This window comes from Rhizobium sp. EC-SD404 (assembly GCF_902498825.1).
Taxonomy (GTDB): domain Bacteria; phylum Pseudomonadota; class Alphaproteobacteria; order Rhizobiales; family Rhizobiaceae; genus Georhizobium.
In genome coordinates this window covers 3012780-3026325 of the sequence record NZ_LR701459.1, presented here as the reverse complement: position 1 = coordinate 3026325, position 13546 = coordinate 3012780, and the positions used below count along the sequence as shown (strand labels likewise).

Sequence of the window (13546 nt, the reverse complement as noted above, 5' to 3'; positions counted from 1 at the left end):
GCCATGATCGCGGCCACCACATTCAACGATCAGAAGGTTGCACTGTTCGGTCTCGGCGGCTCGGGCATCGTCACTGCCCGCGCCCTCGTCGCCGGCGGCGCCAATCTCGTTGCGTGGGATGACAATCCGGAATCGGTGCAGCGGGCACGCGATGAGGGCATCATCACGGGTGATTTGCGCGAGATCGACTGGTCCGAAATCGCTTACTTCGTGCTCTCGCCCGGCGTTCCACTCACCCATCCGAAGCCGCACTGGAGCGTGGACCTTGCCCGCCAGGCCGGGGTCGAGATCATCGGCGATATCGAAATCTTCTGCCGCGAACGCCGCGCGACCCAGCCCGATGCGCCTTTCATCGCCATCACCGGCACGAACGGCAAATCCACGACGACGGCACTGATCGCGCATATTCTCGGCGCCGCCGGCCGCGACACGCAGCTTGGCGGCAATATCGGCACGGCCGTGCTGTCGCTCGACCCGCCCGCGGCGGACCGCTTTTTCGTCGTCGAATGCTCCTCCTATCAGATCGATCTTGCGCCCAGCCTCGATCCCACGGCTGGCATCCTTCTCAATCTGTCGCCGGATCACCTCGATCGACATGGCGGCATGGACAACTACGCGGCGATCAAGGAACGGCTCCTGGCCGGTTCCGACGTTGCGATCGTCGGTGTCGACGACGATTTCTCGACGGCCATTGCAGACCGGATCGGGACGTCCGGGTCAAAGCTCGTGCGAATCTCGAAGGAGCGTGCGCTCGCCGATGGCCTGTTTGCGCAGTCGAGCCGCATCGTACAGGCGGGCAGCGCAGGGGAACGCACGGTCGTCGATCTTGCCGGTCACCCGACGCTGAAGGGTGCACACAACGCACAGAACGCGGCGGCTGCCATCGCCGCTTGCCTCGCCGTCGGCCTGACCGAGGCAGAGATCGAAGCCGGCATCCGCACCTTCCCAGGCCTCAAGCATCGCATGCAGCCGGTCGGCCGTCGTGGCGCGGTCGTATTCGTCAACGATTCCAAAGCAACCAATGCGGATGCGGCCGCACCGGCGCTCTCGAGCTTCACCGACATCCACTGGATTTTGGGCGGCCTGCCGAAGGCGGGTGGTATCACATCACTGCAGCCGTTCTTCAGCCGGATATCCAAGGCCTATCTGATCGGTGAGGCAGCGCCCGATTTCGCCGCTACGCTGGGTGAAGCCGTGCCGTATGAGATATCCGGCACGCTCGACCTCGCCGTTCTTCATGCCGCACGCGACGCCGCGGAGAATTCTGCCGGCGCGCCGGTCGTGCTGCTCAGCCCGGCTTGCGCAAGTTTCGATCAGTACAGAAATTTCGAGGTGCGCGGCGATGCCTTCGTTGCGGCCGTAGCTGGTCTCGACGGTGTCGAGATGCTGGTGCCTTTCGCCAAGGAGAGCGACTGAGATGGTAAGCCGAGCGGAACGGGGACTTGTTGCCGACTGGTTCTGGACGATCGACCGCGTGTTCCTGATCGCGTTCGTCCTCCTGATGGCGCTCGGATTCATGCTGTCTTTCGCCGCCAGCCCGGCCGTCGCCGAGCGCATCGGGCTGGAGAGCTTCTATTTCGTGAAGCGTCATGCGGTGTTCCTGCTTCCGACGCTGGCCGTAATGATCGGCGTCTCCTTCCTGACGCCGAGACAGGTTCGGCGGGCAGCGCTTTTCATCTTCGGCATAGCGACGCTGATGATGGTGCTGGCGCTCTTCATCGGCGTGGAAGTAAAGGGCTCGCGCCGCTGGATTGCGCTTGCAGGCATATCGATCCAGCCGTCGGAGTTCATGAAGCCGGCCTTCGTCATCCTGTGCGCCTGGCTGTTCTCCGAGCACAGCCGCCAGCCCGAGATCCCTGGCAATCTCTTCGCCATCATCCTTTTTGTCGTCATTTCCGCACTTTTGCTGGCGCAGCCTGACCTAGGGCAGACGATCCTGGTGGCTGCGATTTGGGGCGGCATGTTCTTCATGGCCGGGATGCCCTGGTTCTGGATCATCCTGTTCGGCGTCGTCGGCGTCGGCGGCATTCTGGGCGCCTATACGGCATTTCCGCACGTTCAGGGCCGCATCGATCGCTTCCTGACGGGCGAGGGCGACACCTACCAGGTCGATACTGCCCGCGAAGCCATCATTCGCGGCGACTGGTTTGGTCGCGGTCCGGGCGAGGGCACCATCAAACGGATCCTGCCCGACAGCCATACGGACTTCATCTTCGCGGTGGCGGCCGAAGAGTTCGGCATCATCTTCTGCATGGTGCTGGTCGTCATCTTCGCCTTCATCGTGCTGCGTGGTCTCACCCATGCGAGCCGCGAGCGCGATGACTTCACCCGGCTCGCGATCTCCGGCCTCGTGCTCCTGATCGGGCTGCAATCGCTGATCAACATTTCGGTCAATCTCGAGCTCGCACCGGCCAAGGGCATGACCCTGCCTCTGATCTCCTATGGCGGCTCGTCGATGATCGCGGTGGCGATCTCCGTCGGCTTCCTATTGGCGCTCACGCGGCGCAGGCCGGAAAAACGCTCATCCGAACGCAGCCTGTTCGGTGATTTCGGCTTCCGCGTGCCGGCCGAATAGCAAAGACCTGAAGGGATCGCTTCTTGAGCAAACTGTTTCTGCTTTCGGCCGGGGGAACCGGGGGACATCTTTTTCCAGCCGAAGCGCTCGCTCATGAGCTGAGACGCCGGGGTCACCGGGCCGACCTCGTGACCGACACCCGCGCTGAACGGTTCGCAGGACAGTTTCCAGCGGATGCGGTGCATGTGGTTCGCTCCGCGACGATCGGTTCGCGCAATCCGATCGACGTCGCAAAGTCGGTCATCACGCTGGTTAAGGGCGTCGGCGAAGCCAAGCGTCTGATCAACCGGTTGAAGCCGGCGGCTGTGATCGGTTTCGGAGGCTATCCGACACTGCCTCCGGTCTACGCTGCCACGCGGCTCGGTGCGCCGACACTGATCCATGAGCAGAATGCGGTGATGGGCCGGGCCAACCGGCTGCTCGCGCCGCGGGTCGATGCGATCGCAGGCGGCTTCCTTCCGGAAGAGGGGCCGCATTCGGCGCGGACCGTCACGACGGGCAATCCCGTCCGCCCTGCCGTGATAGACGCGTCGCACGTGCCCTATGCGCCGTCCGGATCTGGTGAACCCTTCAATCTCGTCATCTTCGGCGGCAGCCAGGGCGCGAGCTTCTTCGGCGAAGCGCTGCCAGCCGCCATCGAGAAGCTCGCACCGGATCTGCGCGCACGGCTGACGATCACCCAGCAGGCGCGGGCGGAGGATGCGGACCAGGTCGTTGCGGCCTACCGGGCGCTTGGCATCACGGCAGAGGTCTCGCCGTTCTTCTCCGACATGGCGGCGCGCATCGCTGCCGCGCATCTCGTCATCAGCCGCTCGGGCGCGTCGACCGTGTCGGAGCTTGCCGTCATCGGTCGACCGGCCATCCTCGTTCCGTATCCGCACGCGCTTGACCACGACCAGGCCGCCAACGCGGCCGCCCTGATGGCGAAGGGCGGTGCCGAGGTCATTCACCAATCAGCGCTCGACCAGCCGCGTCTAACCGGCCTGATCGCAAACGCCATGAACGAGCCTGACAGGCTTGCCGCAACGGCTGCTAGTGCCAAGGCGACCGGGCGGCCGAATGCCGCCGCCTTGCTCGCCGATCTTGCAGAGGCTATTGCGGGCCGCATGAGCATCGGGAAATTCAAGGAAAACCGCGCATGAAGATGCCGCAGACCATCGGCCTCGTCCATTTCGTCGGCATCGGCGGCATTGGCATGAGCGGTATTGCAGAAGCGCTTCATACGCTTGGCTACAGCGTGCAGGGGTCCGACCAGTCGGAAAGCGCCAATGTGGAGCGCCTGCGCAAGAAAGGCATTCCGGTCAGCGTCGGTCACGCGGCCGAAAATCTCGGCGATGCCGAGGTGCTTGTGGTGTCGACGGCGATCCGCAAGGACAACCCGGAACTGGTTGCGGCGCGAGAAAAGCTGCTGCCGATCGTCCGCCGCGCCGAGATGCTCGCCGAGCTGATGCGCTTCCGCAATGCGGTCGCGATCGGCGGTACGCACGGCAAGACGACGACGACATCGATGGTTGCCGCCTTGCTCGACGCCGGCAATCTCGACCCGACTGTCATCAATGGCGGCATCATCAACGCCTATGGCACCAATGCCCGCATGGGGGCAGGCGACTGGATGGTGGTGGAAGCCGACGAGAGCGACGGCACCTTCCTCAAGCTGCCCGCCGACGTCGCCGTGGTCACCAACATCGATCCCGAACATCTCGATCATTACGGCTCGTTCGATGCGGTTCGCGCGGCCTTCGCGCAGTTCGTCGAGAACGTGCCGTTCTATGGTTTCGGCGTCATGTGCCTGGATCATCCGGAAGTGCAGTCGCTCGTCGGCAAGATCGAGGATCGCCGCGTCGTCACCTATGGCGAGAACCCTCAAGCCGATGTGCGCTTTTTCAACCATCGCATGGACGGCCCGGTCTCGGTGTTCGACGTTCTCATTCGCCGTCGCAAGACCGGCGAGACTATCGACATTCGCGACCTGCGTCTTCCGATGCCCGGCCGCCACAACGTATCCAACGCCACAGCCGCGATCGCCGTCGCGATCGAACTCGGTGTCTCGCCGGAGCAGATCAAGACCGGACTTGGCTCCTTCGGCGGCGTGAAGCGGCGCTTCACCCATGTGGGCAGCTGGAAGGGCGTGGAGATCTTCGACGATTACGGGCATCACCCGGTCGAGATCAAGGCAGTGCTCAGAGCGGCCAGGGACGCGTGTGACGGTCGCATCGTCGCCATCGTCCAGCCGCACCGCTACACGCGCCTGGCGAGCCTCTTCGACGATTTCGCCGCATGTTTCAACGATGCCGACACGGTCATCCTCGCTCCGGTCTACACGGCTGGCGAGCAACCGATAGAGGGCATCGATTCGGCGCATCTGGCACAGCGCATGAAGGCCGGCGGGCACCGCGACGTGCGCCTGATCGAGGCGCCGGGCGAGCTGGCGGCCATCGTTGCGGCGACGGCTTCGCAGGGCGACTATGTGGTCTGCCTCGGCGCAGGATCCATCACCTATTGGGCGGCCGCGCTCGGAGGTGAGCTCGCAGCATTGTCCGGAGACGCATGATGCAGCAGCCACAATACGGTGCGAAACTTCTGGACTCCCTCGGCCCGGCTTTCGATGGCCTTCGCGGGCGCATCACCCCCGATGCACCAATGGACAAGATCACCTGGTTTCGGGCCGGCGGCACGGCCGATCTCTTGTTTCAGCCTGCCGATCGTGACGACCTTGCCGCGTTCCTGAAGGCGCTGCCCGAAGACGTGCCACTGATGGTCGTCGGCATCGGCTCGAACCTCTTGGTGCGCGATGGCGGCATTCGCGGCGCCGTCGTGCGACTGTCTGCCAAGGGCTTCGGTGACATCGAACAGGTGGGCGAGACGCGGCTGAAAGCGGGTGCGGCCTCGCCCGACAAGCGCGTCGCCGCAGCGGCGCTCGATGCTTCGATCGGTGGCCTGCATTTCTACCACGGCATACCGGGCGGCATCGGCGGCGCACTCAGGATGAATGCGGGCGCCAACGGCGTGGAGACCAAGGACCGCGTCGTCGAAGTCCATGCGCTGGATCGGCAGGGCACTATCCATGTGCTGAACAATGCGGACATGGGCTACAGCTATCGCCACAGCGGGGCTGCCGACGATTTGATCTTCACCCATGCGATCTTCGAGGGTTACGCGGCCGACCAGGCGGTGATCCGTTCGGAGATGGACGCGGTCCAGCATCACCGTGAGACGGTGCAGCCGATCCGCGAAAAGACCGGTGGCTCGACCTTCAAGAACCCGCCGGATTCGTCGGCCTGGAAGGAAATCGACCGGGCAGGCTGTCGTGGTCTGACGATCGGCGGCGCGCAGATGTCGCCGATGCACTGCAATTTTATGATCAACACCGGGCAGGCGAGCGGCTACGACCTCGAATTTTTGGGCGAGACCGTCCGCGCGCGTGTTGCCGAAACGAGCGGTGTGCGTCTGCATTGGGAAATCCGTCGCCTCGGCGAATTCGCTGGCGGCCGGGCCGTTCAGCCCTTTCTCGGCTCCGTTTAGACCCTGAATTTCTCGGTCTCCGACCTTCGGCCTCAGCCCCTTTGAAATCACATGTGATTCCAGGGGCGTCCATCTGGGGTTGTCACGGAATCCCCGTTCTGATTCCTTGGTATCAAGCACATTCGTTCACTGAGTCGCGACATGACGTCGCCAAGGTTTGCTGGTCCGGGGCCGGCTGCCTTGTCGCGCGTGGCTTCGGTGCGTCCTGTGCTTAGAGGGATGATCAGAGGGGATCAGTATGTCGAAAGGCCACGTGGCCGTTCTTATGGGCGGGTTCTCCTCGGAGCGCCCGGTCAGCCTGTCGTCGGGCGCCGCCTGTGCGGATGCGCTCGAAGGCGTCGGCTATCGCGTGACCCGCATCGACGTCGATCGAGACGTTGCAAGCGTTCTCCATGAGCTGAAGCCCGACGTCGTCTTCAATGCCCTTCACGGGCCTTTCGGCGAGGACGGAACCATCCAGGGCATCCTCGAATATTTGCAGATCCCGTATACCCATTCCGGCGTGCTCGCCTCCGCACTCGCCATGGACAAGGACCAGGCCAAAAAGGTGGCGAAGGCCGGTGGCGTGCCAGTGGCCGAATCTCGCGTGATGGACCGCCGGGAAATCGGCTCGAACCACCCGATGAAGCCACCCTATGTGGTGAAGCCGGTCAGCGAAGGATCGAGCTTCGGGGTCGTCATCGTGCGTGAGGGGCAGACGCATCCTCCGCAGGTGATCGGTTCGTCGGAGTGGAAATATGGCGACCGAATCATGGTCGAGCGATTCATCGAAGGGCGCGAGTTGACCTGTGCCGTGATGGGTGATGTGGCGCTTGGGGTCATCGAAATCATCCCGCAGGGCCACACCTTCTACGATTATGATTCCAAATACGTACCTGGTGGATCAAAACACGAGTACCCGGCAAAAATTTCACCAAATATTTACCAAAAAATACAGACATTGGCGCTCAAGGCACACAGGGCAATCGGGTGTCGCGGCGTCAGTCGATCAGACTTCCGTTACGACGACCGATTTTCCGAAGAGGGCGAGGTCATCTGGTTGGAGGTCAACACTCAACCGGGAATGACACCAACCTCGCTGGTGCCCGAGCTCGCCCAGCATGCAGGGCATGACTTCGGCGAATTCTTGGCCTGGATGGTGGAGGACGCATCTTGTTTGCGTTGATCGGTAAACGTGCGTGGAGGAGTTCGGCGGCGGTTGCGGCTGCGTCGGCCCGTGTCGTTCCGGTACTGCCGCGCCCATTTCGCCGGGTGGTGCGCTATCTCGAATCGCCTGCGCTTGAAGAGCTTGCGATCCCTCGTCATCTGGGATCGGTTCTCGCGCTGGCTTTCCTCAGCTCGGCAATCGTTTACGGAACGGTCGTCGGCGGACACGGCCCTGCGGTCGTCAATGACGGCACGGCCGCCCTCGGCTTCGCGATCGACAATGTCAGCGTCGAAGGCAACATCCAGACATCCGAGATCGACATTCTCACCACGCTCGGCCTCGATGGCGCGACGTCGGTCATGGCCATGAATGCGGCTGATGCACGAACGGCTCTCCTGGAGCTTCCATGGGTTCGGGACGCTCAGGTTCGCAAGGTCTACCCGGACGGCGTGACGGTCGAGATCAAGGAACGGCAGGCCTTCGGCATCTGGCAGAACGGCAAGGATCTGTTCCTGATCGAGCGGAACGGCAACATCATCATTCCGATGAACGATGCGCGCTTCAACACGCTGCCGCTGTTCGTCGGGCTCGGCGCCGATTCAGGCGCTGCCGGTTTCGACAAGATGCTGTCGGATCATCCCGATCTGAAAGGCCGCATGCGCGCTGCCGTCCGCGTCGCGGAGCGCCGCTGGGACCTGTATTTCCGCAACGGCATCGTGGCTCGACTTCCCGAGCGCGGCACCAAGGAAGCATTGGCGACGCTCGCCGAACTCGACCGTACCGAAGAGATTCTGTCGCGCGATATCGCCGCGGTGGATCTTCGGTTGTCCGATCGTATCGCCATCCGCCTGACGCCGGATGCGCTCGAGCGCCGGCAGGCCGCTTGGGAAGAGCGCAGCAAGGCATTGAAGGCTATGGAGCGGCGTACATGAGCATCTTCGGGTCCAGCTCCTTCGGTGTCCCGCGCATGCGTCCGCTTTCGGCAAAGCGTACGACCACGGTCTCGGTGCTCGACATCGGGTCGTCCAAGGTCGTGTGCATGATCGGCCGGCTGACGCCGCGTACGGAGAGCCAGCTTCTGCCGGGCCGCACGCACCGGATAGAAATTGTCGGTATCGGCCACCAGAAGTCCCGCGGCATGAAGGCAGGCGTGATCGCCGATCTCGACGCCGTCGAGGGCGCGGTCAGGCTCGCGGTCGACGCTGCCGAGCGGATGGCCGGGCTGACGGTCGAATCGCTGATCGTCAACGTTTCGGCAGGCCGGCTGAAGAGCGATACCTATTCCGGTTCGATCGATCTCGGTGGGCACGAAGTCAATTCCGCCGATCTGCGGAAGGTTCTCTCTGCCGCAGCGCAGAAGTCGGCGCTTGCCGATCGCGGCGTCATCCATTCGCTTCCGACTCTTTTCACGCTCGATGGCGAGCGCGGCATCGAAGACCCGACGGGCATGTTCGGCGATCGTCTGTCGGTCGACATGCACATCCTGTCGGCCGAACGCGCACCGCTGCGCAATCTCGAGCTTTGTATCAACCGGGCTCACCTCTCCGTCGAAGCCATGGTCGCGACGCCCTATGCGAGCGGGCTTGCTGCGCTGGTCGACGACGAGGCTGAAATGGGCTGCGTCACCATCGACCTCGGCGGGGGCACGACCACCATTTCATTGTTTTCCGAGGGTCGGCTTGTTCATGTCGATGCCATCGCGCTCGGCGGCCATCACGTGACGATGGACCTTGCGCGTGGTCTTTCGACACGGGTCGAAGATGCCGAGCGGCTCAAGGTCGTGCACGGCTCGGCCGTCACCACCTCCACCGACGACCGTGATGTGGTGACCATTCCTCCGATCGGCGACGACGAACGCGACATGCCCACGCAGGTTCCGCGTGCTCTAGTCGTCAAGATCGTACGGGCGCGGGTAGAGGAAACCTTGGAAATGATTCGCGATCGCCTGCAGAAATCCGGCCATAGCGGCGCGGTCGGCAAGCGCATCGTTTTGACAGGTGGCGCAAGCCAGCTGACGGGAATGGCGGACGTGGCAAGACGCATCCTCGCCCGCAATGTCCGAATCGGTCGGCCCATGGGGGTCGCGGGTCTGCCCGCGGCGGCCAAGGGCCCGGCCTTCTCCACCGCGGTGGGGCTGATGATTTATCCGCAGGTTGCAGGTCTCGAAGACCACGCTTCCGGCAGGGCCGGCTTTGTCGGCGAAGGAACAGGCACGATCGCCCGCATGGGGCGGTGGCTTAAAGAAAGTTTTTAATCAGGGCTTTGGCCAAAGCGGCGTTTGGCCGAAAACGGAAAGGATCGGGTGCCATGACCATCAAATTGCAGAAGCCGGACATCACCGAGCTGAAGCCACGGATCACCGTTTTCGGTGTCGGCGGCGGCGGCGGCAATGCCGTCAACAACATGATCAATGCAGGCCTTGAAGGCGTCGACTTCGTCGTCGCCAACACCGACGCGCAGGCGCTGTCGATGACCAAGGCCACGCGCATCATCCAGATGGGCGTTGCAGTCACCGAAGGCCTCGGCGCAGGTTCGCGTCCGGAAGTCGGCCGCGCTGCTGCTGAAGAGTGCATCGACGAGATCGTCGATCATCTCAACGGAACGCATATGTGCTTCGTCACCGCAGGCATGGGCGGCGGCACCGGTACCGGTGCGGCACCCGTCGTCGCGCAGGCCGCCCGCCAGAAGGGCATCCTGACCGTCGGCGTCGTCACCAAGCCCTTCCACTTCGAAGGCGGCCGCCGCATGCGCGTGGCTGATGCCGGCATCGAAGAGCTTCAGGCTTGCGTCGATACCCTGATCGTCATCCCGAACCAGAACCTGTTCCGGATCGCCAACGAAAAGACGACCTTCGCAGACGCTTTCGGCATGGCCGACCAGGTGCTTTATTCGGGCGTTGCCTGCATCACCGACCTCATGGTCAAGGAAGGCCTCATCAACCTCGACTTCGCCGACGTTCGTTCGGTGATGCGCGAGATGGGCAAGGCGATGATGGGCACGGGTGAAGCATCGGGCGAAGGCCGCGCAATGGCCGCTGCCGAAGCTGCGATCGCCAACCCGCTGCTCGACGAAACCTCCATGAAGGGCGCACAGGGCCTGCTGATCTCGATCACCGGCGGCCGCGACATGACGCTGTTCGAAGTGGACGAGGCAGCGACCCGTATCCGCGAAGAAGTCGACCCGGATGCCAACATCATCCTCGGCGCGACGTTCGACGAAGAACTCGAAGGTCTCATCCGCGTCTCCGTCGTGGCCACCGGCATCGACAAGGCTGCGGCTGAAATCGGCGGTGGCCAGCAGCGCCAGGAAGTCCGTCCTGCCCAGCGCGTCGCCGCTCCGCAGGCCGCCCAGCCGATCGCTCCGCGCGCAGCAGCTCCGGCTCCTGTCCAGCTTCAGCCCGCACCGGTTCGCGAAACCGTGTCCGAGCAGACGCTCGCAGCCTCGCTGAAGACTGCGGAAGCCGAAATCGAGCGCGAACTGCGCATCGAGCCGATTGCTGCGGCAGACGACTTCGTGCCGCAAAGCCGCTTGTTCGCGAATGCGCAGCAGCCCGAAGCTCCGGCACCGCGCCCGATGGCTGGATATCACGTCCCGCCGACGCCGCGTCCCGTCGAGGCGCCGGCTCCGGAGGCAATGGCTCCAGTCGAGTCTGCACGCATGCCGCGGGTCGAAGACTTTCCGCCCGTCGTCCAGGCCGAGATGGAGCATCGCCAGGCTCCACGCACCGAGCCTGCTGCCGACGAGCGTGGTCCGATGGGCCTTCTGAAGCGCCTGTCGAACAGCCTCGGCCGCCGCGACGAAGAGGAAGCACCGCGTGCGGCGCCCCGTGCGCCTGTCGCCGAAGAACGCCGCAACCTGTCGCCTGAGGCTAGCCTCTACGCGCCGCGTCGTGGCCAGCTCGACGACCAGGGCCGTGCGGTTCAGGCAAAGCGTGTTTCCCAGGATGACGACCAGCTGGAAATTCCGGCCTTCCTGCGCCGCCAGGCCAACTGAGTCGCGCCACAATATTGCCTCCCGGCGGCATCTCCGTTCGATGCTGCCGGGAGGTCTTCAGCCCGCAAGTTACGGAAAACACAAGCGAACTTTCGAACTCATGCTTGTAAGACTTCGAAAGAATCCGTGATTTTGCCGGTTTGAGCCCCGCCCGTATCTTCCGCATCCACCGGGAGGCTGGGGCTGACGAACGTTCGAACTGCGTGAATGCCCTTGGGAATACAGACGATCGAGCCGCAACGGGATCGATCGCGAAACGCAGCGGGCAATTTTATGATCTCAATTTCTTCCGGCAACCAGACCACCATTGCGCACCGCGTCTCGCTTTCGGGCATTGGTGTCCACAGCGGCGCCGAAGTCGCGGTTCGTCTCCACCCGGGTGACATCGACAGCGGCGTGGTCTTTCGCCGCGTCTTCTCCGACGGTCGCCGCGAAGACATTCGCGCCGTGTCTTCCAAAGTCGTTGCCACCGATCTCTGCACCGTCATCGGCAGCGCGAGCGGTGCGACCATCGGCACGATCGAGCATGTGATGGCAGCCATTGCCGCCCTCGATGTGGACAACATCATCATCGAAGTCGACGGCGCTGAGATGCCGATCATGGACGGCTCGGCCCGCGCATTCGTCGAAGCCATCGACGAGGCGGGCATCGTCCAATTGGAGGCACGCCGCCGCTTCATCCGAGTGCGCAAGCCTGTGCGCGTGGAGATGGGTGGATCCTGGGGCGAGTTCCTGCCGCATGAAACGACACGCTACGAAGTGACGATCGACTTCGACAGCGCCGCGATCGGCCGTCAGGTCTGGGCAGGGGACATCACTGCCGGCATTTTCCGCGCGGAACTCGCACGTTCGCGGACATTCGGCTTCATGCGTGACGTCGAAAAGCTGTGGGCAGCCGGTTTCGCGCTGGGCGCATCTCTCGAGAACGCCGTGGTCGTTTCCGATGACGACAGCGTCATCAATGCCGAAGGCCTGCGTTATTCCGACGAGTTCGTGCGGCACAAGACGCTGGATGCCGTCGGCGATCTGGCACTGGCAGGTGCGCCGATCATCGGATGCTTCCGTTCCTATCGCGGCGGGCACAAGCTCAACGCCATCGCGCTCAAGGCGCTCCTCGACGATTTGTCCGCCTATGATATCGTGGAAGCTCCTTCGGCCGGCGCACAGCGCTTCCGCAGAGCCGATCTGGTGTCAGTTTCCCCCTCTTTCGCGCCATGGGCGCATTAGACGCGGCCTACAGCCGCCCCCGTCACAAAAATGCGCCATTATCGGCACAGTTACAGGCCGGCTCAGGCATTGAGGCTGGCGGCGAATGCCGCTAGAAGGCCAAGGTTCGTATTGGACATCTTGAAAGGGTTTTGGCGCGCATGACAGTCAAGGTTCGGCAACAGTCCGGGAGCTCGCTTGCGAGAAGCGCGGCGCTTGGTCTCTTGGTCGCCGTCGCGGGCGTCGCTGCGGGCTGCCAGACGGAGCCCGATATCGACATCACGGCGCTTGCAAGTGAAGTCGATCCGCCGGATGTGCTTTACAATCAGGGCCTTGCAAACCTGCAGGGCGGTCGTCTGACCGAGGCGGCACGCAAATTCGAAGCGATCGATCGCCAGCATCCCTATTCGGAATTCGCGCGGCGTGCGCTCGTCATGAATTCCTTCGTCAAGTATCGCCAGGGCGACTACGATGAAGCAGTGAACGGCGCCAACCGCTATCTGAGCCTATATCCGGGCGATGAGGATGCGGCTTATGCACAGTACATCATCGGTCTTGCCTATTTTCGCCAGATCCGTGACGTGACGCAGGACCAGCGCGACTCGGCGCGCGCCATTCAGGCGATGCAGACGGTGGTCGATCGCTATCCCGACTCCGAATATGTCGAGGACGCACAGGCGAAGATCCGGTTCGCGCGCGACCAGCTCGCCGGCAAGGAAATGCAGGTCGGCCGCTATTATCTCGAGCGCCGCGAGTATGTGGCCGCCATCAATCGCTTCCGCAACGTTGTGGAGCGCTATCCCAACACGCGCCAGGTCGAGGAAGCGCTCGCGCGTCTCGTCGAGGCCAATTATGCGCTCGGCCTGACCGATGAAGCGCAGACGGCCGCCGCAGTGCTTGGCCACAACTATCCGGACAGCCAGTGGTATGCGGACTCCTACGCACTGCTGCAGACCGGCGGGCTTCAGCCGCGCGAGAATTCCGGCTCGTGGATTTCCCGTGCCGGTGCGGCGATCCTCGGCCCGGACGCTTGATCTTCGGAACCCACCGGCCCAAGAAGGGTTTGGTGGGTTCTTTGTCTGCTGATCGTTGATCCGCATCCC

Annotated in this window: 11 protein-coding genes; all 11 read left to right on the top strand. The window is 63.3% G+C overall.

Annotated elements, in window-relative coordinates; translation table 11 throughout:
- Window positions 1-3: 3 nt before the first annotated feature.
- The 11 genes from murD (at window position 4) to GC125_RS15335 (ending at window position 13477) form a co-directional block, all read left to right on the top strand.
- Window positions 4-1416, top strand: a complete 1413-nt coding sequence (gene murD, locus GC125_RS15385; RefSeq protein ID WP_151986450.1) for a UDP-N-acetylmuramoyl-L-alanine--D-glutamate ligase — start codon at window positions 4-6, stop codon at window positions 1414-1416.
- Between the two features lies 1 nt (window position 1417).
- Window positions 1418-2575, top strand: coding sequence for a putative lipid II flippase FtsW (gene ftsW, locus GC125_RS15380; RefSeq protein WP_151986449.1), 1158 nt, complete (start codon window positions 1418-1420; stop codon window positions 2573-2575).
- A 23-nt stretch (window positions 2576-2598) separates the two neighbouring features.
- Window positions 2599-3717 carry an undecaprenyldiphospho-muramoylpentapeptide beta-N-acetylglucosaminyltransferase gene (gene murG, locus GC125_RS15375; RefSeq protein WP_151986448.1) on the top strand — a complete coding sequence of 373 codons (1119 nt, stop codon included), beginning with the start codon at window positions 2599-2601 and terminating at the stop codon, window positions 3715-3717.
- Window positions 3714-5126 carry a UDP-N-acetylmuramate--L-alanine ligase gene (gene murC, locus GC125_RS15370; protein WP_151986447.1) on the top strand — a complete coding sequence of 471 codons (1413 nt, stop codon included), beginning with the start codon at window positions 3714-3716 and terminating at the stop codon, window positions 5124-5126. Before murG ends, murC begins: the two co-directional genes overlap by 4 nt.
- Window positions 5126-6097, top strand: coding sequence for a UDP-N-acetylmuramate dehydrogenase (gene murB, locus GC125_RS15365; RefSeq protein ID WP_502706064.1), 972 nt, complete (start codon window positions 5126-5128; stop codon window positions 6095-6097). The genes murC and murB overlap by 1 nt, the downstream gene beginning before the upstream one ends.
- Window positions 6098-6335: 238 nt before the next feature.
- Entirely contained in the window at window positions 6336-7262 is a 927-nt protein-coding gene (locus tag GC125_RS15360) for a D-alanine--D-alanine ligase (protein WP_151986445.1), read from the top strand.
- Entirely contained in the window at window positions 7250-8176 is a 927-nt protein-coding gene (locus tag GC125_RS15355; protein WP_199864601.1) for a cell division protein FtsQ/DivIB, read from the top strand. Before GC125_RS15360 ends, GC125_RS15355 begins: the two co-directional genes overlap by 13 nt.
- The gene (gene ftsA, locus GC125_RS15350) at window positions 8173-9498 is read left to right on the top strand and encodes a cell division protein FtsA (protein ID WP_151986443.1); all 1326 of its coding nucleotides are present in this window, start codon (window positions 8173-8175) and stop codon (window positions 9496-9498) included. The genes GC125_RS15355 and ftsA overlap by 4 nt, the downstream gene beginning before the upstream one ends.
- Window positions 9499-9551: 53 nt before the next feature.
- Window positions 9552-11237 (top strand): cell division protein FtsZ, encoded by a 1686-nt coding sequence (gene ftsZ / locus GC125_RS15345; protein WP_151986442.1) that lies wholly within the window; start codon window positions 9552-9554, stop codon window positions 11235-11237.
- A gap of 273 nt (window positions 11238-11510) precedes the next feature.
- Complete coding sequence (lpxC, locus tag GC125_RS15340) at window positions 11511-12464, top strand: UDP-3-O-acyl-N-acetylglucosamine deacetylase (RefSeq protein WP_151986441.1); 954 nt, start codon at window positions 11511-11513, stop codon at window positions 12462-12464.
- A gap of 140 nt (window positions 12465-12604) precedes the next feature.
- Window positions 12605-13477, top strand: a complete 873-nt coding sequence (locus GC125_RS15335) for an outer membrane protein assembly factor BamD (protein ID WP_151986440.1) — start codon at window positions 12605-12607, stop codon at window positions 13475-13477.
- Window positions 13478-13546: the final 69 nt, after the last annotated feature.

Coding starts and splice junctions, on each gene's coding strand:
- GC125_RS15360 (WP_151986445.1), top strand. CDS start 6,336: ATGTCGAAAGGCCACGTGGCCGTTCTTATGGGCGGGTTCTCCTCGGAG.
- ftsZ (WP_151986442.1), top strand. CDS start 9,552: ATGACCATCAAATTGCAGAAGCCGGACATCACCGAGCTGAAGCCACGG.
- ftsA (WP_151986443.1), top strand. CDS start 8,173: ATGAGCATCTTCGGGTCCAGCTCCTTCGGTGTCCCGCGCATGCGTCCG.
- murD (WP_151986450.1), top strand. CDS start 4: ATGATCGCGGCCACCACATTCAACGATCAGAAGGTTGCACTGTTCGGT.
- ftsW (WP_151986449.1), top strand. CDS start 1,418: ATGGTAAGCCGAGCGGAACGGGGACTTGTTGCCGACTGGTTCTGGACG.
- lpxC (WP_151986441.1), top strand. CDS start 11,511: ATGATCTCAATTTCTTCCGGCAACCAGACCACCATTGCGCACCGCGTC.
- GC125_RS15335 (WP_151986440.1), top strand. CDS start 12,605: ATGACAGTCAAGGTTCGGCAACAGTCCGGGAGCTCGCTTGCGAGAAGC.
- murC (WP_151986447.1), top strand. CDS start 3,714: ATGAAGATGCCGCAGACCATCGGCCTCGTCCATTTCGTCGGCATCGGC.
- murB (WP_502706064.1), top strand. CDS start 5,126: ATGCAGCAGCCACAATACGGTGCGAAACTTCTGGACTCCCTCGGCCCG.